This window comes from Meiothermus sp. CFH 77666 (assembly GCF_017497985.1).
In the GTDB taxonomy this organism is placed as follows: domain Bacteria; phylum Deinococcota; class Deinococci; order Deinococcales; family Thermaceae; genus Meiothermus.
On record NZ_JAGDFV010000002.1, the window covers coordinates 1 to 20,274 of the forward strand.

The following is a 20,274-nucleotide window of genomic DNA, read 5'->3' on the forward strand; positions in this document are numbered from 1 at the left end:
CGGCCAATGTTGCTGACAAGCATTTCAATGCTTTATTTCAGCAGTTCAATCAGCAGGCCATCATCCTGGTGGATTTGGGCTTCAGGGATAAGGACAGAAGCCAGGTTCCGGCGTGTCTCAAGTTCTGTGCCCATAAGACCTGGTCAGAGCGTATGTCCATCGAAAGGTTGTTGTCTCAACTAACCCGTTTTTTCGGTGCCAAGAAACGCCATCACCGTACTGAACTTGGCTTTACTGCTTGGTGGGCTTACCTCATCATTGCCATCAACCTCATCGCCGCCTTCCCGAACCTGTGCCTTGCTAACATCGTTTTGTGACTAGCACCAGTGATTAGCTAGGTTCAGTAAGGCTCGCAAAGTCAGGTAGATCTTGCTCTGTTGCAAGGTTTGGGTATTTGAAGGTCAGCAGTGGATGGGGGGGCAGTTACCCCAAATGCAAGTTAGTGGTTTTTAGACATAACATGTTATTTTGCGAGGCCAACCCGCAGGTTTTCATAGAACCCACCCTTACCGAAAAGTATGGTGAACCCCCATTCAAAGAGAAAAAGCGATGGTAAGTGTGCGGGAACCTCGAGGGTCTCGAGGGGGTAGCCTTACAGCCGCAGCCCAACCACCTGAAAAACTCAGTACCCCCACGGAGATGCAGCCCCCGCCCCCTAGCTCCTCCCACCGTCCCCACCCCTCCGGGCCAGACCGCGCCCCCGCCCACCAGCACGAACCCCCAGGACGGCCCCCTGGGTGTGGTGGCCCCCAGCACCATCGCGCTCCCCCAACTACCCCCGGTCGGCCCAGGCGGCAGCCCCATTGGCGTGAACCCGCCGCCGGGGTGGGGGCCCCAGAGGGATACCCCGCCTGTGGTTACGCCCCAGTCCTGGGAAGACTTCGTCCGCTGGTTGCAAGCCCTCAACGAGTACGCTCAAACCCTGGAGCAGGAACTCCGGCACAAGACCGACGAACAACTAGCCCAGATGGGCGGCAACCTGGCCGACAAACTGGCCAATCGTTCCGCCGAACTTCTCAAGAGCCACGCGGAGGCCTTAATCCGCCAGGGCAAGCTGCCTGAGGCATACCGGGCTAAGGTGGAGGCCGTCCTCGACTTCGTTAAGACCTGGCAAGACCCCAAAGAGCAGTTGAGCTTCACCATCGAGTTCGCCGCCGTGGTCATTGCGGCCCGCGGGGTGGGGTCGGGGGGCGTGAGCCTGGATCGCATGGCCGAGGTGGCGTGGGCCGGCCTCCAGGCCAAACAGGTGGGTGGAAAGGTGCGTGACCCCAGCGGGGGCCCCTTCTTCGACGCTGCGGGTTACAAGGGCTTGCTGCAGGGCTACGTGGACGACGTCTCCACCCTGCTGAGCCCGGAGTACCAGCGGCGGGCCAACCAGCAGCTGGGCGGGGCGGTGGGCTTCGTGGCCGGCTTCAACCCCCTGGTGGGCACCATCACCGGCATCTACGGAGCCCTGACCGGCAGGGATCTCTTCACCGGACAGTCCCTCAGCACCGCCGAGCGGGTGACCGGGGTCATTTCCTTTGGTCGGGTGGCGAAGGCGTTGGGGATGGCCAGTCGACTGGATCGAAACCTCGGGGGAAAGGTCGGGGATGGACTGCAGGCGCACCACCTGATTCCACAAGAATTATTCCGCACAGATCCAGCCCTCAAAAGGGCCGTTAGGGGTGGGTTCGATATGGATGCAAGTTACAATGGGTTGTTGATTCCCACCACCGCTTCCGACAGCCTGTCCATGGGAATGCCCTTCCACCGGGGGTCGCATCCCAACTATACGCAAAGTGTCCAAAGAGAGCTGTATCAATTACAAACTCGCTCACTAATCGAAGGCTGGTCCGATGCGCGGGTCGCCCAAGAGGTGAGAGCGCTGGCCGGGAAGCTTGCCCACGAGATCCAGTCCAAAGGGGGAGGCGTTTCGCTGAACCAAGCCTTCCGCTAAGTGTTTATGTCCGACAGGAGGTAGAGGGTGTACTACATTTTTGAATCCAGGATTAGAGGCTGGGGAAGCCGAAGCCTGCTGGCCGACTCGGAGCCGACGATAGAGGATTGTGAGCCCCACTGGTGGTTGGCCCAACCCCTCACCAAGCGGCCCGAACGCTTCAAGTTCTTCGTACCCAAGAAGGCAAAGTTTGTGGACAACTACGCCTGCGGCACCGGGATCGATATGTACTCCCGACGGCTGGTGGAACTTTTGGCTACCTTTCCCATCCGGTTCGAGGCCTTCCCGGCGGATGTTTTGGACGAGGTCTCGGGGGAGAAACTCGATGTGGACTACCTGGCCTTTCACCTGCTTGAGATCTATCCCGCGGTAGACTTTGCCCGCTCTGACCTGGTGTTAGGCCCCGACTACCCAAGCAGTATCGTTGCGGTGAGGCGGCTGGTGCTAACCGAGGAGATCCTGCAGGCGGGCCACCTACTCTTTCGTCCCGCCGAGCTATTTGCATTCGTTCTCATTCACGAAGACCTGAAGCAAACCCTGGACCGGCACAAGATCACCGGGTGTAATTACGTGCCCCTGGGCGAGTTCAAAGTCGGGCTCCAGTAGCAGAAGCTAGAATGAATAAGAGGATACTAATGAGTCGAAAAAACTTCGATGAAGCTCTCGGCCTTCTTAGCCAGAACAAAGACTTATTAGAGCCAGAAGATATTGTAGGTGAGCTAGAAGAATCGGTTGTAAGTGATGCTGAAAACGAGCTTGACGTTGTTTTTCCGCCCATGTTTAGAACCTATCTTCTAGAATATGGTCAAATAACAGTGGGAAGTGAAGAAATCTATGGTCTCATGGGAGGAAAATATCCGGGAGGAGCAGTACCAGATCTACTCTGGCTCACTAAAGCCTTGCGCAGTAAGGGCTTTCCAAAGTATTTCTTGCCTATCGCAGATCTTGGGGATGGCCGTCTTTTCGTTATTGACCTGAGCCGCCGTAATGAAGAGAATGAATCGCCAGTAGCGCTCGTCTTCCCAAGTGCTGAAATACCATCTGCAGCTATTGAAACGGTTTTCGACGATTTTGGGGATTTTCTTTTGGACACTGTGCGTAGAGGTCTCAAAGGGATATTACGGTGATTGAGATTGCGCCAGGAGGTCACGGTAACTTCTTCAACCTCTCGTTCATTATTGCTTTTCAAACGGCTAACTCTGATCGGAGATCACCGTTTATGCTCCACCCTTTCAGCAACCGGGCCGAGCTGATGCGAGCCATTATGCAACGGGCCTGGGAGGCCAACCCGCAGGTTTTCATAGAACCCACCCTTACCGAAAAGTATGGTGAACCTCCGTTCAAGGATAAAAAGCGACGGTAAGTGTGCGGGAACCTCGAGGCCGCGGAAAGGTTTGTTGCAAGAAACATTTGGAACGCAAAAAAGCGATGAGGGCAAAACAAACGTGTTGTTCTGCTAGACTACTGCGCTGATGTTTTGAAGAGGTCTCCCCATGTTACCCCGTTATCTCCACACCCTCCCCCCACTCCTCCTGGCCGCCTGCACCAGCCCGGACAGCACCCCCCCTGCGGTCTCCATCAGCGAAACAGTACAGTGGTGCATCCGTAGAGATATTCTCCATAGAGACATTCTCCATGGGTAAAACAGTGGGAGGAGGGTACTACGAAGGAGGAAAGGAATATGCCACAACAATCATGGTAAGCGCCATATACGATAAGGATGGCCGAATCATCACTGTGTTCCCTGTGCTGAAGGAGAAACGATGGGCGCCAAAGGTAAGCGAGTGATCATAGTCAACAGCCACTGGTTGCACCAAATCTTTGCTACCCTCGGGGAGGGCAACGAAGAACGCGCCCAGGACATCGCCAACTTGAACATGATCAATCCCAGCAGCATCCGCAAGCTGGTCGAGAACCACATCCGGCCTTATTTTGAGTTTATGCCCCGCAAGTCGGCCCAGCGGGTCAAGGAGTCCTGGCGGTATGCCCTCAGTGCACTTCCGAATAGCGCCCTGCAAGCGCTTCATCTCGAGGATGAGCTGGAACTGCCGTTCGAGCTGCCGCACGATGTTCGGAAGTTTTTCCAGGACATCTGGGAGGAGATGTTTCCGGGGGAACCCTGGCAGATTGAGGATCTGAGCGTTTATCAAGACTACAACACAAAGTTATCAGACCCCTTCAACTTTCAAGAGTAGGAGAGTAACTATTCGGGTTACAGAGGTGATTAATCCAAATGGAAGTAAGTCAGGGCAGTAGACTCATGCTCAATAAGGAATCCGAACTAATATGGGATTTTTTTACCTGGAGCCGCATACTTTTTCCTAATGAACGTCTTCCTCACGTAGACTCCGACCCCTCCTTTGATCTGATTACTCTCGAGCTGCACCACCCCCACGCCGTACCATCCCCACCCCATACTTCCTTGCCAGACTGCTGATCGAAGCCGGGGTCTTCCGGTATTCCGCCTCCAATGCCTCCCGTACCGCTACCTTTCCTTACGACCCTAACTTTTTCTCCGTTGGAATAAAGGAGCTCACCTTGCTTGGAACACCCCGATTGTCCTCACACACGCCTGGGGGCTTGTTTTTCCGCCGAATCCAGCCAGATGGTCACCGGCCCATTGTTGACCAGATACACCTCCATGTGGGCCTGGAAAACGCCAGTCTCGACATGTAGCCCCTGCGCTGTGAGCAGGTCGCAAAAACGCTCGTATAGCCGTCGGCCCTCCTCGGGCAGCGCCGCCTCGATGAAGCTGGGCCGGTTGCCTTTGCGGGTATCGCCATACAGGGTGAACTGCGACACGACCAGCACCTCGCCCCCGACATCGGGCAGGGCCAGGTTCATCTTGCCTTCGGCATCGGCAAAAATCCGCAGCCCTGCAATCTTGCGGGCCAGGTAGGCGGCATCGTCTGGGGTGTCGCCCTTACCCACCCCGAGCAGTACCAACAACCCCTGTCCAATCTGGCCCACGATCTCGCCCGCTACGACCACCTGGGCCCGGGAGACTCTTTGCACCACGGCACGCACGCCCAGACAATAACAGGGGAGGGGGGGTGTTGTCAGCCGAGAGCTGAACGCCTGGGGCCAAAAGGCGCTGTGCTTTCAGCGCGGGGTTTGACCAGTGCCATGTGGCGAGCGTGGGGGCCCTCGAGCCTAACTCTGGCGTGTGAACCCTGGCTCACCTTGGTGCAGCGAACAGCGCCACCGTGCCGGGGCCGGTGTGGGCGGCCACGGCGGGGCCGCATTCGCGCACGTCCTCAATCACCACACCCTCCTGGCTGATGAGCTTGCGGAGTTCCTCGGTGCCCTGGGGGTTGTAGGCGTGGGCCAGGATCACCCGCGCTCCCTCGGGAAAGGCCTGGTGAAAAGCCTGGGAAAGCTCCTCTAAGCCCTTGTGCCAGCCCCTGGCCCGGGCCAGGGGCCTTACCAGCCCATCCCGCACCTCGAGCACCGGCAGCAGCTTGAGCAGGGAGCCGATGAAATGCTGCAAGCCGCCAATCCGCCCGCCTCGGTGCAAATATTCCAGTGTGGCGGGCAGCACGAAGCCCCGCACCCGTTCTACCAGGGGGGCGATGGCTTCTTCCAGCTTGTCCCAGGGCACCCCCGCCGAGAGCTTGCGCCGGGCCTCCTCGATTACAAAGGAAAGCCCACCGTTAAGGGTCAGGCCGTCAATCACCTTGACGCGGTTGCCGAACTTCTCGGCTACCATACGGGCTGTAGCACAGGTGCCCGAAAGCTTGCTGGAGACGTGTACCGAAACGATCCGGTCGAATTTCTCGAGCAAATCCCTGTACAAAGCCTCCAGATCCACCGGTGAAATCTGGCTGGTGCTCACCTTTTTGCCAGCGAGCTGGGCCTTTATCACCTCGTCCGGGGTCATCTCCACATAGTCGCGGTAGCTCTGGCCTTCGATAATGACCTGCTGAGGGATTACATACACATCTCGCTCGAGGGCTTCCTGGGGGCTCAGGCCCAGGGTTGAATCGGCCACGAATGCGGTACGTTCCATCTCTACCTCCCGTTTGCCTTTCCTAAAAACCTGATTCAGGCGAGTATAGCTGATTTTGTAGCAAACGCACGCGTCACTGATGGGCGCTACTGGCCTCAACGGCCTTCAAGGGAGGCTGGGTTATTTGTGGCCGCGCTCCAAAGATGCTAACCCTCCGTCGCAGGTCGGTTATCTCGGTTATCGAGCCATTAGCAACCCACACGGCATCTCACAGGCTGTAGGCGTAGTACCCGTACAGCCCCGGCCCGGTGTGGGTGGAAATCACGCCCCCGATGCTACTGGTGATGCGCTCTTCCAGGGGCAGCCCGGCAGCCTGTACGGCGGCTTTGAATGCAGCCACATCGCTTTCTTCGGCGTTATAGAGATAGTAGATACGGATTTTCTGACGGCCTGCGGCCCAGGTCTTGAGCGACTCGACCATCTCGGCCAGCGCCTTTTTCTCGCCCCTGGCCCGGCCTGCAGCCTCGACCTTGCCTTCCTTGACGGTCAGGATGGGTTTGATGCCCAGGAGGCCTCCCAGCAGGGCCTGGGCCCCGCCAATGCGCCCGTTTTTCTTGAGGTAGTCCAGGGTTGCCAGGGTAAAGCGCACGATGTGGTCGGCGCGGATGCGCTCGAGTTCGACCAGTACCTGCTTCAGGTCGGCCCCCTGATCCAGAAGCTCCTTGGCCCGCTCGACCATCATCCCGATGCCCATGCTGGCGGCCAGCGAATCGAAGACCGTAACCTTACCTGGGAACTCCTGCGCGGCCAGGTTGGCCGAGCCTACCGTACCGGAAAGCTTGGAGGAAATGTGAATCGAGAGTACGTGGTCGGCTTTTTGCAGGGCGCGCTCGTAGGCGGCCTTGAAGTCGGCGGGGGAGGGCTGGCTGGTGCTGGGCATCGCGGCCCCGGCGGCTACCCCGGCGAAGATGTCGGCGGGGGTGATTTCCACCCAGTCTTTGTGGATTTTGCCCTGGAAGTTGACGTAGAGGGGTACCACTTCCACGCCCATCTCCGCAGCGCGGGCCTGTAGGTCGGAGGTCGAGTCGGTTACGATGGCTATTTTCATGCAGTTTCTCCTTTGTGGTTCGGGCTGTCGGCCCGTCACCAGGGTTTTTGGGTAAGGTCACACCTGTTCCGTAAGTCTAGCACAGGGTTTGTTCTGTGGGCCTCATGGGATTTTGGATAGAGCCTGACACTTTGAGTATCTGATACTACTGAGACCGGCGAAATGAAAAGTACATTTGCTGCTCTGGTATCGTCCAATCTTTTCTCCTCGCCCTACCCTTTCCTGCTGGGAGAGGGTTTTGACCGCCATTTTCGATTCGGATATTTCGTCGCTATGTAGCGACGAATCAACTCGACCAACAGGAGACGCTTTTTCACCGACCGACAGGGTGGGGTGTGCTTCAGGATTCCAAAAAGACAAGCTCCTGAATCTTTGGTTTTGTTTTTGAATCCAATACGAACCGGCTTCGCCTTCTCCAAGAGCTTGTGCCATCTGGGACAAGGTGATAAGGTTGGGGCGAATGCCGGGGTAGACCGGCTGGCTCCCAGGACAAAACTATGTGGAAAGTGCTTGTAACCGATGAAATGCGGCTGGGTGAGGTGAAGCACCCGGATCTTCGGCTCGATTATCGGCCTGGAATGGCTCGGGAAGAGGTCTTGCAGGTAATCGGGCAGTATGACGCTCTCATTACCCGCAGCCGTACCCAGGTGGATGCCAGGCTGCTCGAGGCCGGGGTCAACCTCAAGGTGGTGGGCCGGGGTGGGGTGGGGGTGGATAACGTGGATCTCGAGGCCGCCTCCCGCCGGGGCATTCTGGTGGTAAACGTACCCGAGGCCAACACCCGCTCGGCGGCGGAGCTGGCCTGGGCCCTGTTGCTGGCGACAGCGCGGGGCGTGGTGGAGTCGGATCAGAAAATTCGCCAGGGCCAGTGGGATCGCAAGTACCTGGGTCTCGAGCTGAACCACAAGACCATCGGGATTGTGGGCCTGGGGCGCATTGGGGGGCAGGTGGCCAAGTTCGCCAAGGGCTTTGATATGCGGGTGCTGGCCTACGACCCCTACATCCCCCGCAGCCGGGCCCAGACCCTGGGGGTGGAGCTCTTGGACGACCTGGCCGATATGCTGCGCCAGAGCCACTTTCTAACCATACATACCCCTCTTACCGAGGAAACCAGGGGGATGATTGGCCGCCGCGAGCTTTACCTGCTGCCCAAAGGGGCGGTGGTGGTGAATGCGGCGCGGGGCGGCATTGTGGACGAAAAGGCCCTGGTGGAGGTGCTGAACGAGGGGCACCTGTGGGGGGCGGGCCTGGATGTGTTTGTAGAGGAGCCTCCCAACGCCGAACACCCACTGGTGCATCATCCCAGGGTGGTGCACACCGCCCACCTGGGGGCCAACACCCTGGAAGCCCAGGAGCGGGTGGGGGAGGCGGTGCTCGAGCGCGTTATCGAGACCCTGCAAGGCAACCTGGCCCATGCCCTCAACACCGGCTTCGACGCCGAGGGCTTGCAGCTCTTCTCGGCCTGGCTGCCGCTTGGCGAGGCGCTGGGCAAGCTGCTGGCCCAGATTACCCAGGGCCGTCCCCAGACAGTCGAGGTTTCCTACTACGGGGAGTTCGAGAAGAACCCCGACCCCATCGCCTCGGCGGTGGCCAAGGGGCTTTTGGAGCAGGTGCTGGAAGTAGGGGCGGCCAACCTGGTCTCGGCGCGGCCCCTGCTGCGGGATCGGGGCATCTCGCTCATCACCCGCCAGGTTGAGCAGTCGCTCGACTACCGGCAGGTGCTGGAGGTGCGCCTCGAGACCGACAAGGAGTCGCGGGTGGCTCGAGGGGCGGTGCTGGGGGGCAAGCCCCGCATTGTAGGCATTGACGACCACATGGTGGAGGCCATCCCCAGCGGGCACATGCTGGTCTGCGTGAACCGCGACCGACCGGGGGTGGTGGGCAAGGTGGGTACGCTCTTGGGCGAGAACGGGATCAACATTGCCGGTATGCAGCTAGGCCGCGACAACCCCGGCGGCAAGGCGCTGTTTGTGCTGGCCATAGACGAGCGCCCCAGCGAGGCGGTGCTGGAGGCGCTGCGAGGGCTGGATGTGCTCGAGCGGGTGGATCTGGCCGCGCTGTAGCCATAGGGGAAGTTTTATCGGGCTCCACCGGGTTTTACCAATACAAACAAGAGGGAGCGGGTAGTGGGGCCCCAACCCCTCTCCCCATTGCACCGCTCCTGCAGTATGCCAAGGTTCGAGCAAAGGTGGTATGACAGGATACCAGCCTCATCCTGGCTAAAATAGAGCCCATGTACCGCCCTCGCCTGCTCACTCCCGGCCCGGTGGAACTGCACCCCAAAGCCTTAGAAGCCCTCTCCCGTCCGCAGCTTCACCACCGTTCGGACGCCGCCAAACAGGTCTTCTTGCAGGCCAAGGCGGGCCTCGAGGCCGCCTTCCAGACCCAGGGCCAGGTGCTCCTGCTTACCGGCTCGGGCACGGCGGCCATGGACGCGCTGGTGCAGAACCTGTTTGCCCCCGGCGAGCGGGTGCTGGTGCCGGTGCACGGCAACTTTTCCGAGCGTTGGGCCAGGATTGCCACAGAAGCGGGCCTCGAGGTCGTTCGTCTGGAGCTCCCCTGGGGCCAGGTGGTGCGCCCGGAGCACCTGGAAAGCGCCGTGGGCCCCTTTGCCGGGCTGCTGCTCACCCACTCCGAGTCCTCCACCGGGGCCCTTAACGACGTGCAGGGGCTGGCCCAGGTCTTCAAGGCCCGCTTTCCCCAGGCGCTGGTGGTGGTGGATGCCATTACCAGCCTGTTCGTCAGCGAGTTTGCCCTCGAGGGCTGGGGCCTCGACGCCGCCGCCTGTGGCTCGCAAAAGGGCATTATGTGCCCGCCGGGGCTGGCCTATGCGGCCCTCTCGCCCCGCGCCCTGGAGCGCCTGAAGCCCCGCAGCTTCTACCTCAACCTGGGGGCCGAGCTCAAGGTGCAAAAGAGCGGCGAGTCGGCCTGGACGCCCGCCATCAACCTGGTGGCTGCCACCGCCGCCGTGCTAGAAGACCTGCTGCCCCGCCTGCCCGAGCACCTGGCCCTCAAGAAACAGCAGAACGACCTGCTGTACGCCACCGGCGAGCAACTTGGCCTGCAAGTGGTGCCCGAGGTGAGGAGCCCTGCCACCACCTGTTTTTACCTGCCCGAAGGGATTTCCTACAGCCAGGTCAAAAACGCCTTTGCTGCGCGGGGGGCCACCATCATCGGCGGACAGGGCCAGCTCAAGGGCAAGGTGTTCCGCCTCTCGCTGATGGGCTACTCCGACCTCTACGATGCCTACGCTGTAGCCCAGATGCTGCGGGAGGTCTGGGCCGAGCTTCGGGCCTGACCCTGGGGGGCAATACACCTGCTGCAATGTGGTAAAAGTGCCCTAGGAGGTGAAGTCATGCAAGTGCAGGGGAAAGTAATCGTGGTCACCGGTGGGGGAAGCGGCTTGGGCCGCCAGCTGGTGCTGCAGCTATTGTCCAGGGGAGCGCAGGTTGCTGCAGTGGACATCAACGAGGCGGGTTTGCAAGAAACCGCTTCGCTGGCCGCAAACCCAGGGCGCCTCTCGACCCACGTGCTCAACATTACTGTGCGAGAGGCCGTGGAGGCCCTCCCGGCGGCGGTTCTGGCCCGGCACGGCGCCGTGGACGGCCTCATCAATAACGCGGGCATCATCCAACCCTTTGTGCGGGTGAACGACCTGGACTATGCGGCCATTGAGCGGGTCATGAACGTCAACTTCTACGGCACTCTGTACCTGACCAAGGCCTTCTTGCCACACCTTTTGGCACGCCCCGAGGCCCATATTGTGAACATCTCGAGCATGGGCGGCTTTCTGCCGGTGCCGGGGCAGAGCCTGTACGGGGCCTCCAAGGCGGCGGTCAAGCTCCTAACCGAGGGGCTGTATGCCGAACTCCTGGGCACACCGGTGCGGGTCACGGTGGTCTTTCCGGGGGCGGTCGCCACCAACATTACCGCCAACTCGGGGGTAGAGATTCGCCAGACGGAAGGCCAGGGGCGCTCGTCGCTCAAACCCCTGCCGCCCGAGGAAGCTGCCCGGCGCATTATCGCCGGCATGGAGCAGAACCGCTTCCGGGTGCTGGTGGGCTCCGATGCACGCCTGATGGACTTCCTCTACCGGCTGGCCCCCGCCTGGGCCACCCGCTTCATCCAGCGGCAGATGCGCTCGCTGCTGGGGGGTTAGGCGGCAAAGACCGCTTGCCGGCCTCCTGGAGCCTCTAGCGATGTATCCACCAGCGAATTGCAAGGGCAACCAGGCTGGAAAACACATAGGGAAAGGCCGGTAGCAAAAAGGCCATGGCTGCGGGGCCAAGCGAGTTGACCCCAGTAGGTCGCAGAAGATCGTAAAGCCAGGCCGCAGTTGACAAGAGAAAAAGCCCTCCCACAGCCGACAGGAGGGTGTAAAGAAGCCAGCTCCCCCACGGCTTGAGCCAGATGCCCCAGATCGGGTTGACTACGGCCAGGGCCGCCAGAACGAATAGAACCGAAACAACGCCAAGCTCGTCGTATTGGCTGGGGCTAAAGGTGCGGAAAAATCCATATACCAGCACGAGTAGGCCCACAGTTACGAGCCCCTGGGAGAGCAGCAAGCCCAGCGTTGACATGACTCGAGGATAACGGGAACGCGGCTTCAGGGTGGTTCAAATCAAGGTATCCAGGAAAATGGTCAGTAGCATCCCCAGGCTCACCACCACATTGGCCTGGAAGAACGCCTGGTCTACCTTGCTCAGGTCGTGGGGTTTTACCAGTTGGTGTTCGTACCAGAGCACCGCGCCCACACCCAGCACCCCCAGGTAGTAAACCCAGCCCACTCCGCACAGTACCCCCGTCAGCAAGAAGAAGCCAAAGGTGAGCGCATGGGAGACCTGGGCAATTCGCAGCGCGGTGGGGATGCCAAAGCGGGCCGGAATGCTGTAGATGCCGTTTTCGCGGTCGAACTGGTAGTCCTGGGTGGCATAGAGGATGTCGAAGCCCGCCAGCCAGAAGGCGGTACCGGCCCAGAGCGCGAACAGTGCGGGCTCAAATGCGCCCGTAACGGCAATCCAGCCGCCTGCGGTGGCGGCTCCGATGGTCAGGCCCAGCCAGAAGTGGCACAGCCAGGTAAAGCGCTTGGTGTAGCTATAGCCCACCAGAAAGAAAACCGCTACCGGCAGGAGCTGGGCAGTGAGGGGGTTCAGGTTGAAGGCGGCCAGGCTGAGCAGCAGCAGCCCCACCACCGATAGGGCCAGCACCTCGCCGGGTTTGACAGCCCCCCTGGGCAGGTGCCGCCCGGCGGTGCGGGGGTTGGCGGCGTCTATGCGGTGGTCAATCAGGCGGTTGAGGGCCATGGCCCCGGTGCGGGCGCCCACCATGGCCACGGTAATCCAGGCAAACACTTCCCAGCCCGGCCAGCCCCGGGCGGCCAGCAGCATGCCGCCGTAGGCGAAGGGCAGGGCGAAGAGGGTATGCTCGAAACGAACCAGATCGAGATAGGTTTTGAGTCGGCTGGTCAGGGCCACCATACGTCTGCCCAAGTTTACCTTGAGGCCCGGCGCGCAATGTGGGCAGATGGGGGTTTTGCAGAGTTTTATCGGCTCTCCAGAACCTCCTTAGCGGCCCGCTCCCCGGCTTCGATGGCCCCCTCGATGTAGCCGTAGTAGTGCACCGCAGTCTCGGTTCCGGCCCAGTGGATACGCCCGATGGGAACGCGCAGTTCCTCGAACCCTGCCGACATCACCCCCGGCGGGGCGTAGCACTGGTAGCCTCCGCCAATGAAGGGCTCGGTGAGCCAGTCGTGGTCGAAGTAGAGCCTGGGGTAGAGGGCTTCCTCCCCAAAAACCAGGGCCAGGTCTTCCAGCACCGCCCGGCGGCGAATTTCAAATGGCTTGTCGCTCCACAGTACCGCATCGTCTCCCCCGATGAAGGCCACCAGGGCGGGGTTGCGCTCGTCGTAGGGGGTGGCATCGATGGTGTCGTCGAAGAGCAGCCGGTCGGGGTCTATGGGGGTGGCGGGTCTGTGACGCCAGAAGGGGTGGTCGTAGAGGGCAAAGCACTTGATTACCGAGCCCATCTCGAGCCGCTGCATGAGCTTGGTGCGGCGGCGGGGCAGCACCGGCTCAAAGTCTATGCGGGTGACCTGATTGGGCGGGATGGCCAGAATGACCCGCCCGGCCCGCACGCTCAAGCCTTCGGCAATGACGGTGACGCCCTGGGCATCGTGCAGAATGTCGTAGACCTGGCAGTTCAGCCGGAGGGCATCGCCTAGTTCTTCGGCCAGCCGGGTGCAGAGGGTCTGCATGCCTTCCTTGACCCGGAGGGTTTCGTTGCCGCGCTCGAGGCCCAGCACCCCCTCGAAGCCGCCCGCACTCTTCAGGCTATAAAGCAGGTGCAACACCGAGAAGTCCTTGGGCTCGATGGTGTACTCGGTGCGGATAATCTGGTCGAAGAGGTTGCGCAGATAGGGGCTGTCCAGGTTGATCCGCTTCCACTCCTCCACACTCTGCACATCCAGCGCAGAGGCATTGGGGGTGGCCGAGGGCTTCTCCACATTTACACTCTCGACCAGAAAATCCAGTTGGGCCTTGACCCAGGCCCACTCGGCCTGGGTGAGTTTGTCCATCGAGGAGAGCGGCTGCACCGCCAGGTCAATCCGCCCCGAGTTGTGCTGTTCGAAAGTGGTCAGGCCCAGCTCCCGGATCAGGGCCATAACCTTGGGCATGTCCGGGCTCACCCACTGCCCGCCCAGGTCGAAGGTCGAGCCGTCGGGCAGGGTTTTGCTCAAAAGCCGCCCCCCCACCCGGTGATGAGCCTCCAGCACCATTACCTTGAGCCCCGCCCCTTGCAGCATTCGAGCGGCCACCAGCCCCGAAATCCCCGCGCCCACCACCACCACATCGGCCTGGTTGCTACCTGCCTCGTTCATACCAACCACCTGCCCGCGTACTCGAGGGCCTCTGTCCTGCCGTTTGCAGGTTTAAATCTGTTTGGAGTCAAGTCCGTCAATACGGCTGTTTGTGCGCGGTGTCGCCCCCCCGAAGGCGCGGCCAAAGCCGCTGCCCTTGACCGATTTCCCCCCTAGCATAGCGCACCAGCAGGCCGTGCACCGGGCTGGTGGCCCTGGCTCAAGGCAGAAACCGCAGGCTTTGCGGCTTTTGTATGGATGCCAGCCCGGCTCGTTATACCAACTCTGCGCGTGAGCGGCGCTAAACGCGCCCCTCACTTGCCGCGCCAGGGGGCGCGTCCGAGGGTCTCTTATATTGCATTTGGGTCACTTCTGAGCAGATTTGGTATTACTCCACGCCCTTCGCCACCGGACGGTGGCTGTCCGATATCCAGTCGCTCCACGAACCCGCGTAGAGCCTGGCCGGTTTGCCGATGAGCTCGAGCGCCAGCACATTCACTGTGGCCGAGACGCCCGAGCCGCAGTAGGCAATTATTTCGCCCTCGAGCCCGGCAAACCGTGCGGCCTGGGCCTCGGCTTTCTTGAAGCGCCCCGAAGCCTCCAGACTGTCCAGCCAGTTGCGGTTGATGGCCCCCGGAATGTGTCCGGCCACGGGGTCTATGGGCTCTACCTCGCCCCGGTAGCGCTCGGGGGCCCTGGAATCAATCAGGATGGTGGCCGGCGGGCGCTGGGCCACGGCGTCGGCATCCACTACCATCTCGGGCCGGGGGTGGGCCTTGAAGGAGGTGGCGGGGTATTCGACGGCCAGGGTAGAAACCTCGAGGCCGGCCTCTTTCCAGGCTGTTATACCGCCATCCAGCACGGCCACCTGGTCGTGGCCCAGCCAGCGCAAAAGCCACCACAGGTGCGGGGCATACATGCCACCGGCGGGGGGTTCGTCGTAGGCCACCACAAGGTGCTCGTTGCCGATGCCGGCCCGGCTCAGGGTTTCGGCCAGGGCCTCCGGCGCGGGCAAAGGATGGCGGCCTCCTTTGCGATCGGGCCTTGCGGGTGCACAGAGGTCTTGCTCCAGATCCAAAAAAATGGCCCCTGGAATGTGCCCTGCCTGGTAGGCCCGCCTTCCGGCCATCGGGTCTTGCAAGGAAAAGCGACAGTCCACAATGCGAAGCTTTGGTTGGCCGAGGTGCTGGTGCAACCATTCGACACTGACCAGGGGCGTCATGGCAGAAGCCTAGCAGAGTTGGGGGCCAAGGGTCGAGGGTCACGGGCCACAGCGAGGGTTAGGGGGATTAGGCTTATTTTGCTGCTCTACACGGTGGCATAGCAATTGGAGGAAAAAAGCTCTTTGGTACAGGGGGTTTTTTGTGTTTGGCTACTGGCTATCGGCCTTTGACTTCGAGCCAATTCGAAACGCATCCTGTTGGCATCCTGTATTTTGTAGCCATGCAAACCTTCAAGGCTTTGGTAGTGGAATCGGGCGACCCCTATACGGCCCAGATTCGGCAGGCTTCGGTGGATGAGTTGCCCCCCGGCGATGTGCTGGTGCGGGTGGCTTACAGCAGCCTCAACTATAAGGATGGCCTGGCGATTACCGGCGCGGGCAAGGTTATCCGTAGTTTTCCCATGGTGCCGGGCATTGACCTGGCCGGAACGGTGGTGGAGTCGGCCTCGCCGGATTACCAGCCGGGCGATGCCGTCGTTTTGACCGGCTGGGGCGTGGGCGAGCGACACTGGGGCGGGCTGGCGGAGCTGGCTCGAGTACGCGCCGAGTGGCTGGTGCCCCTGCCCGAAGGGCTCACCTTGCAGCAAGCCATGGGCATCGGTACGGCAGGCTTTACCGCCATGCTGGCGGTGATGGCCCTCGAGGCCCACCACCTGGATAAATCCAAAGAAGTGCTGGTAACCGGCGCGGCAGGGGGCGTGGGTAGCGTGGCTACAGCCCTGCTGGCCCGGCTGGGCTACCGGGTGGTGGCGGCTACAGGACGCCCGAGCGAAGAGGGCTATTTGAAATCGCTGGGAGCCGGTGAAATTTTGGATCGCGCTGTTTTATCCGCTCCGGCAAAGCCCCTCGAGTCCGAACGGTTTGGCGGGGCGGTGGATACCGTGGGTGGGGCAGTGCTGGCCGGGGTATTGCCGCGCATGGCCTATGGCGGCAGCGTGGCGGCCTGCGGCAACGCGGGTGGAGTGAAGCTCGAGACCACCGTCTTCCCCTTCATCCTGCGGGGCGTGAACCTCCTGGGCATTGATTCGGTGATGTGCCCCAAGGAAAAGCGCTTAGTGGCCTGGCAGCGCTTATCTCAAGAACTGCCCAAGCCCCTTCTCGAGGCTGTCATGCAAGTGGTAACGCTGGAAGAAGTGCCTGAGCTGGCCCAGGCCATCCTGAAAGGCCAGGTACGGGGGCGTGTCGTTGTACGACTCGCTTAAGGTAGGTGCTTTAGAGAACCCCAGAGCCAACTTGGCGCTCGCTCACCGGCTTTTGAGGCGTAGCGCCGGGATTTTTGCGTATCGCGCTTTTCACAGACGGGGCCGCTCACGAAACCGAGATTGCGTCTGCGCCTAGACGCATGTTAGGCCCCCAAGCGTGGGCCGGGCCCATGGGTGCTTGGGTTTCGAGTTTCTAGGCGGCCACTGTACTGTTCAGGACAGAGGATTCTTAGCCCCGGATGCTTCGTTTTTCGTGAAGAGGGCTCTATGATGGGGTGCGATGTACGAGTACGGTCTTGGGGTTTACCGTGGCGCCAAAGTGTTGGCTCGAGTGCTGCTTCACCTGTTATTTGGCTTGAAGGTGGAAGGTGCCGAGAAGATTCCCAAAGAAGGCCCGGTGATTCTGGCTTCCAACCACATGTCTTTTCTGGATCCGGTGGTGATGGGGGTGGCCTGCCCCAGGGTGGTGAGCTACATGTCACGCGACGATGTGTTCAAATACCCCATCCTGCGCTGGTTGTTGCCACGGCTGTATGTGATACCGGTCTCGAGGGGGGCAGGCGACCTTGGCGCTATCAAGGCGGCTATTCGCACCCTCAAGAACGGCGTGGCTTTCGGTATCTTCCCCGAGGGACGGCGTAGTCGCACCGGCTTTATCGAGCCTTTCAAAACCGGTGTGGCCGCCATCGCCTTGCGTACTAACGCTCCGATTGTTCCGGCGGCCATTATCGGCAGCGATAAAGCCTGGCCGGTAGGGAAGGGGCCGCGTTTGCGGCGGCCCCTTCGGGTGGTGTTTGGTGACCCCATTGCCCTACCCCCCGGAAAGACCGACCACCAGACCCTAGAAGAGGTGACACGGCAGCTCGAGGCCGCCGTAACCGCGCTTTTGCCGCCCGAATACCACAGAAAGCCCACCGTTTAGGCATTCTGTTCAGAGCGAAACTGCCTCCAGCATCGCCCTGGTGCTTGCATTTTGTGGATAAGGTGTGATACACTCCGTGCTGAAGGGAAAATAAAGGAGGTAACAATATGGCAAAAGCTGGAACTAAGAAAACCAGAACCAAAGCTGACCTGATTGACCAAGTAGCTGCTGCCGCTGGCTTGAAGAAAAAAGACGCTAAGGCCGCTGTGGATGCTTTCCTCAGCAAAGTTGAGGATGCCCTCAAGGCCGGAAACAAAGTGCAACTGACCGGCTTCGGCACCTTCGAAGTGCGCAGCCGCAAGGCCCGCACTGGCGTGAAGCCCGGCACCACCCAAAAGATCAAGATTCCCGCTTCCAAGTATCCTGCCTTCAAACCCGGCAAAGCCCTGAAGGAAACCGTCAAGAAATAAACTTGCAGTCCCTTCCTATAGAGGAGGCTTCGGCCTCCTCTATTGCTTTTGGCCCAGGATAGACCTCACAGAAGTTTTTTTGACGCCCTGTGCGGATACGAACCCATCAAGCTAAGCGGAGTTAGAGTGCTCTTCACAAATGTTGAGCTATCCGTGACTAAGAATCCTCTGCCCTGGACAAAGACATGGCCGCCGGGATGGGCGGCCACGCTGTGATGGGGTGCGATAAATGTCTTGTTGTATCGGGTGTTATCCCAGGCGTAGCAAGGGTCGCCACCAGGGGGTAGCCAGCAATACCAAAGCCAGGCTGAGCCCATACCAGACCAAGGCCTGGCGTTGTTTGAGCGAGGCATCGGTAACTTTTTTGACGCGGGCGCTGCCCACATGCGCCAGAACCACTGCGGCCAGCATTAACACCCAGTGTTCGGCAATAAAGAAGCGGGTCTGGCTATTTTGCATGGCTGCGCCAAAGTTGCCCCATGCGCTCTGAACCAGCGGGCTCAAAATCAGTAGCAAGATGCCCAGCAAGAGTTGCAAATCCATTAAGCCGGTGTAAATCAGGCCAGCCTGGCGATCGGCGGGCTCGTAGGTGCGGCTCCTGAGCCCGCTCAGGCTACGGTAGATCAGGTAAATGGCAGCCAGCAGCACCAGCCATCGGGTGATGTTGTGGATGGACAGCAGCAGATCGTACATGCTCCTAGCCTAGAGCAAGTTTCTCAGTAAAGACAACCTTTACCGCCAGCGCACCACGCGCTCGAGGTTGTGGCGGTGGTGTTCGTAGCCGGTTTCGTCTGCAACGCCGATAGGCAACAAAGCCGTGATGGCCACATGCGAAGGCAAGCCCAATAGTTCCTTGACCTTGGCGGCATTGAAGCCGCCCATCGGTACGGTGTCGTAGCCAAACGAACGGGCAATCAGCATCAGAAAACCCAGCAGAATGAAGCCCTGGGCCTTGCCCCAGTTTTCGCGCTCTTCGTCGCTTTTGCCTTCCCAGGCCTTGCGCATATTCGTGGCCCTGGCTTGCTTTTGTTCTTCGGAAAAACCAGGGTGGAAGATTTCCTCGACCCGCTCGAGGGTCTCTTTCATGTCGCTGTACACCACGAACACCGCAGGCGCCGAGCTCACCTGGGCCTGGTTGTTGGCGGCTTCTCGCAAGCGCTCCTTGAGCTCGGGGTTCTGCACCACCACCACCCGCCAGGGCTGAAGGTTGTTGGAACTGGGGGCTTTGAGGGCCAGGGAAAGCATCTCCTCCAGCTTCTCTCGGGGAATCGGCTCGGGTTTGAATTTGCGAATACTGCGGCGGGTCAGCACAGCTTCCTTGACCGAGAGAAGACGCTCACTAACGGCTTCCATACAAGGGCCTACTCTAGCCCATCTTCAGCGGCCAAACATGTTGTACTATACAATTCATAGCATCAGCGTGGACGAAGGGAAGCAATTTCTGAAAACATGGGACTCTGGGAAGCTTTCAGGATGTTGCGGCTGAACTATGGCTCCCCCGCAGCGAAATGTATCCTTCGCAAAGAGTACGCCAACTGTTTGGATTGGCTGGAGAGGCCCTGTTTCGCGCTATTCACAGGCGTGGTTGTCAGGATGGGTGGCCGCTCTGTCCAGAGCGAAGCATTCTTGAAATCGGGTGGCTCAAAACATGTGGGGAGCGCTCTATAGTTGCATGCCCACGACCCCATACAGCGCGGCTATTTCCTCAGGATGTAAAGGGCGGAAAGCACCGGGCTCGAGGTTGGGGGGCAGCTTTAGCGGCCCAAAAGCAACCCGCTTGAGATAAGTTACCTGGTTGCCCCTGGCAGCGAACATCCGCTTAACCTGGTGAAACTTGCCTTCCCGGATTACCAGCTCCACCTTGTGGGGGTCGGGGCCAATAAAGAGTTCGGCAGGCTGGAGCGGCTCGCCCTCGAGTTCAAGTGTGCCCGATGCAAACACCGCTACATCCTCGGGTGTGGCCGGGGCAGCCAGCTCGACATAGTAGCGCTTGGCTACCTTCCAGCGCGGGTGGGTCAGGCGGTGTAGCAACTCGCCATCGGTGGTCAGCAACAAGAGCCCTTCGGTATCCTTGTCCAGGCGCCCTACTGGCATCCAGTCGCTTCGCTGCCATTCCTCGGACAATAGCGCGGTGATGGGAATGCCGTGGGGATCCCTGGTGGAGGTGACATAGCCTGCCGGTTTGTTGAGCATTACATAAAAAAAAGTCTGATAAACCAGCGCTTCGCCTGCCACTTCAATGCGCGACAAAGCGGGGTCAAACTTGAAGGCTGCGTCGGTGATAACCTGGCCGTCTACGGTAATCAGGCCCGCTCGAGCCAGTTTATGGATCTCCTTGCGGGTGCCCACCCCCAGGTGTCCCAACACTTTGTCCAGGCGTTCTTTGGCCATGTTAAATAAAAAACCCCCGCTTTTCGGGGCTGATAATTTCAATATACGGCCTTATGCGCTATGCGTCAAGGTTATGCAGGGCAGTCAGGCTCTTATCATGTGCCTAGGCATCGTCGTTTCAACCCCTCACCCGGCGACAGCGGTTACCGCCAGTATTGTTTAATTGGGCGAAAGGAGCACTTACTGGCTGGCGCTGTCGCCACCCTCTCCCGCAAGGGGAGAGGGAAAGGGGATAACGATAAAAGCCTGCAAGGCAGTCTGGTTTCCCCGCGCTT

General features: G+C 60.1%; 22 protein-coding genes. 12 read left to right on the plus strand and 10 right to left on the minus strand.

The window, feature by feature from the left end; genetic code table 11:
* From J3L12_RS01545 to J3L12_RS01570, 6 genes are all read left to right on the plus strand, one after another.
* Nucleotides 1–317, plus strand: a 317-nt coding sequence (locus tag J3L12_RS01545) for a hypothetical protein (protein WP_208013287.1), incomplete at its 5' end; no start/stop codon positions are given.
* A gap of 239 nt (nucleotides 318–556) precedes the next feature.
* The gene (locus J3L12_RS17045) at nucleotides 557–1,939 is read left to right on the plus strand and encodes an AHH domain-containing protein (RefSeq protein WP_208013288.1); all 1,383 of its coding nucleotides are present in this window, start codon (nucleotides 557–559) and stop codon (nucleotides 1,937–1,939) included.
* A gap of 27 nt (nucleotides 1,940–1,966) precedes the next feature.
* The gene (locus J3L12_RS01555; protein ID WP_208013289.1) at nucleotides 1,967–2,545 is read left to right on the plus strand and encodes a hypothetical protein; all 579 of its coding nucleotides are present in this window, start codon (nucleotides 1,967–1,969) and stop codon (nucleotides 2,543–2,545) included.
* Nucleotides 2,546–2,574: 29 nt separating this feature from the next.
* A complete protein-coding gene (locus J3L12_RS01560) occupies nucleotides 2,575–3,066 on the plus strand; it encodes an SMI1/KNR4 family protein (RefSeq protein ID WP_208013290.1) in 492 nt (163 codons plus the stop codon).
* Nucleotides 3,067–3,158: 92 nt separating this feature from the next.
* Nucleotides 3,159–3,302, plus strand: coding sequence for a hypothetical protein (locus J3L12_RS01565; RefSeq protein WP_208013291.1), 144 nt, complete (start codon nucleotides 3,159–3,161; stop codon nucleotides 3,300–3,302).
* Nucleotides 3,303–3,723: 421 nt separating this feature from the next.
* Nucleotides 3,724–4,134, plus strand: a complete 411-nt coding sequence (locus J3L12_RS01570) for a hypothetical protein (protein ID WP_208013292.1) — start codon at nucleotides 3,724–3,726, stop codon at nucleotides 4,132–4,134.
* A gap of 367 nt (nucleotides 4,135–4,501) precedes the next feature.
* Here J3L12_RS01570 and dtd read toward each other — a convergent pair whose 3' ends face one another.
* The 3 genes from dtd to J3L12_RS01585 form a co-directional block, all read right to left on the minus strand.
* Nucleotides 4,502–4,966 carry a D-aminoacyl-tRNA deacylase gene (gene dtd, locus J3L12_RS01575; protein ID WP_208013293.1) on the minus strand — a complete coding sequence of 155 codons (465 nt, stop codon included), beginning with the start codon at nucleotides 4,964–4,966 and terminating at the stop codon, nucleotides 4,502–4,504.
* Nucleotides 4,967–5,117: 151 nt separating this feature from the next.
* Entirely contained in the window at nucleotides 5,118–5,948 is an 831-nt protein-coding gene (locus J3L12_RS01580; protein ID WP_208013294.1) for a DegV family protein, read from the minus strand.
* A 208-nt stretch (nucleotides 5,949–6,156) separates the two neighbouring features.
* Nucleotides 6,157–6,996: a DegV family protein gene (locus J3L12_RS01585; protein WP_208013295.1), complete on the minus strand. Its 840-nt coding sequence runs from the start codon at nucleotides 6,994–6,996 to the stop codon at nucleotides 6,157–6,159.
* A 497-nt stretch (nucleotides 6,997–7,493) separates the two neighbouring features.
* On the opposite strand from J3L12_RS01585, the gene serA reads away from it, so the two are divergent.
* From serA to J3L12_RS01600, 3 genes are all read left to right on the plus strand, one after another.
* Nucleotides 7,494–9,059, plus strand: coding sequence for a phosphoglycerate dehydrogenase (serA, locus tag J3L12_RS01590; RefSeq protein ID WP_208013296.1), 1,566 nt, complete (start codon nucleotides 7,494–7,496; stop codon nucleotides 9,057–9,059).
* Between the two features lie 170 nt (nucleotides 9,060–9,229).
* A complete protein-coding gene (locus J3L12_RS01595; protein WP_208013297.1) occupies nucleotides 9,230–10,294 on the plus strand; it encodes an aminotransferase class V-fold PLP-dependent enzyme in 1,065 nt (354 codons plus the stop codon).
* Between the two features lie 57 nt (nucleotides 10,295–10,351).
* Nucleotides 10,352–11,155 carry an SDR family oxidoreductase gene (locus tag J3L12_RS01600; protein WP_208013298.1) on the plus strand — a complete coding sequence of 268 codons (804 nt, stop codon included), beginning with the start codon at nucleotides 10,352–10,354 and terminating at the stop codon, nucleotides 11,153–11,155.
* Nucleotides 11,156–11,189: 34 nt separating this feature from the next.
* Here the strand turns inward: J3L12_RS01600 and J3L12_RS01605 are convergent, their stop codons facing one another.
* The 4 genes from J3L12_RS01605 to J3L12_RS01620 all read right to left on the minus strand — a co-directional run bounded on the left by J3L12_RS01605 (nucleotide 11,190) and on the right by J3L12_RS01620 (nucleotide 15,074).
* Complete coding sequence (locus J3L12_RS01605; RefSeq protein WP_208013299.1) at nucleotides 11,190–11,576, minus strand: hypothetical protein; 387 nt, start codon at nucleotides 11,574–11,576, stop codon at nucleotides 11,190–11,192.
* A gap of 36 nt (nucleotides 11,577–11,612) precedes the next feature.
* Nucleotides 11,613–12,473, minus strand: a complete 861-nt coding sequence (gene mqnP / locus J3L12_RS01610; protein WP_208013419.1) for a menaquinone biosynthesis prenyltransferase MqnP — start codon at nucleotides 12,471–12,473, stop codon at nucleotides 11,613–11,615.
* Nucleotides 12,474–12,538: 65 nt separating this feature from the next.
* A complete protein-coding gene (locus tag J3L12_RS01615; protein WP_208013300.1) occupies nucleotides 12,539–13,873 on the minus strand; it encodes a flavin monoamine oxidase family protein in 1,335 nt (444 codons plus the stop codon).
* A gap of 367 nt (nucleotides 13,874–14,240) precedes the next feature.
* A complete protein-coding gene (locus J3L12_RS01620; RefSeq protein ID WP_208013301.1) occupies nucleotides 14,241–15,074 on the minus strand; it encodes a sulfurtransferase in 834 nt (277 codons plus the stop codon).
* Nucleotides 15,075–15,295: 221 nt separating this feature from the next.
* Between J3L12_RS01620 and J3L12_RS01625 the strand changes: the two genes are divergently transcribed.
* The 3 genes from J3L12_RS01625 to J3L12_RS01635 all read left to right on the plus strand — a co-directional run bounded on the left by J3L12_RS01625 (nucleotide 15,296) and on the right by J3L12_RS01635 (nucleotide 17,608).
* Nucleotides 15,296–16,276, plus strand: coding sequence for an MDR family oxidoreductase (locus tag J3L12_RS01625; protein WP_208013302.1), 981 nt, complete (start codon nucleotides 15,296–15,298; stop codon nucleotides 16,274–16,276).
* A 280-nt stretch (nucleotides 16,277–16,556) separates the two neighbouring features.
* On the plus strand, nucleotides 16,557–17,198 hold the full coding sequence (locus tag J3L12_RS01630; RefSeq protein ID WP_208013303.1) for a lysophospholipid acyltransferase family protein: 642 nt from the start codon (nucleotides 16,557–16,559) through the stop codon (nucleotides 17,196–17,198).
* Between the two features lie 107 nt (nucleotides 17,199–17,305).
* Nucleotides 17,306–17,608: an HU family DNA-binding protein gene (locus tag J3L12_RS01635; RefSeq protein ID WP_208013304.1), complete on the plus strand. Its 303-nt coding sequence runs from the start codon at nucleotides 17,306–17,308 to the stop codon at nucleotides 17,606–17,608.
* 249 nt (nucleotides 17,609–17,857) lie between these two features.
* On the opposite strand, the gene J3L12_RS01640 is transcribed toward J3L12_RS01635, so the two are convergent.
* From J3L12_RS01640 to J3L12_RS01650, 3 genes are all read right to left on the minus strand, one after another.
* Nucleotides 17,858–18,301 carry a hypothetical protein gene (locus J3L12_RS01640; RefSeq protein ID WP_208013305.1) on the minus strand — a complete coding sequence of 148 codons (444 nt, stop codon included), beginning with the start codon at nucleotides 18,299–18,301 and terminating at the stop codon, nucleotides 17,858–17,860.
* A gap of 39 nt (nucleotides 18,302–18,340) precedes the next feature.
* Nucleotides 18,341–18,961 (minus strand): nitroreductase family protein, encoded by a 621-nt coding sequence (locus J3L12_RS01645; protein WP_208013306.1) that lies wholly within the window; start codon nucleotides 18,959–18,961, stop codon nucleotides 18,341–18,343.
* A gap of 309 nt (nucleotides 18,962–19,270) precedes the next feature.
* On the minus strand, nucleotides 19,271–19,999 hold the full coding sequence (locus J3L12_RS01650) for a pseudouridine synthase (protein ID WP_208013307.1): 729 nt from the start codon (nucleotides 19,997–19,999) through the stop codon (nucleotides 19,271–19,273).
* Between the last annotated feature and the right edge of the window lie 275 nt (nucleotides 20,000–20,274).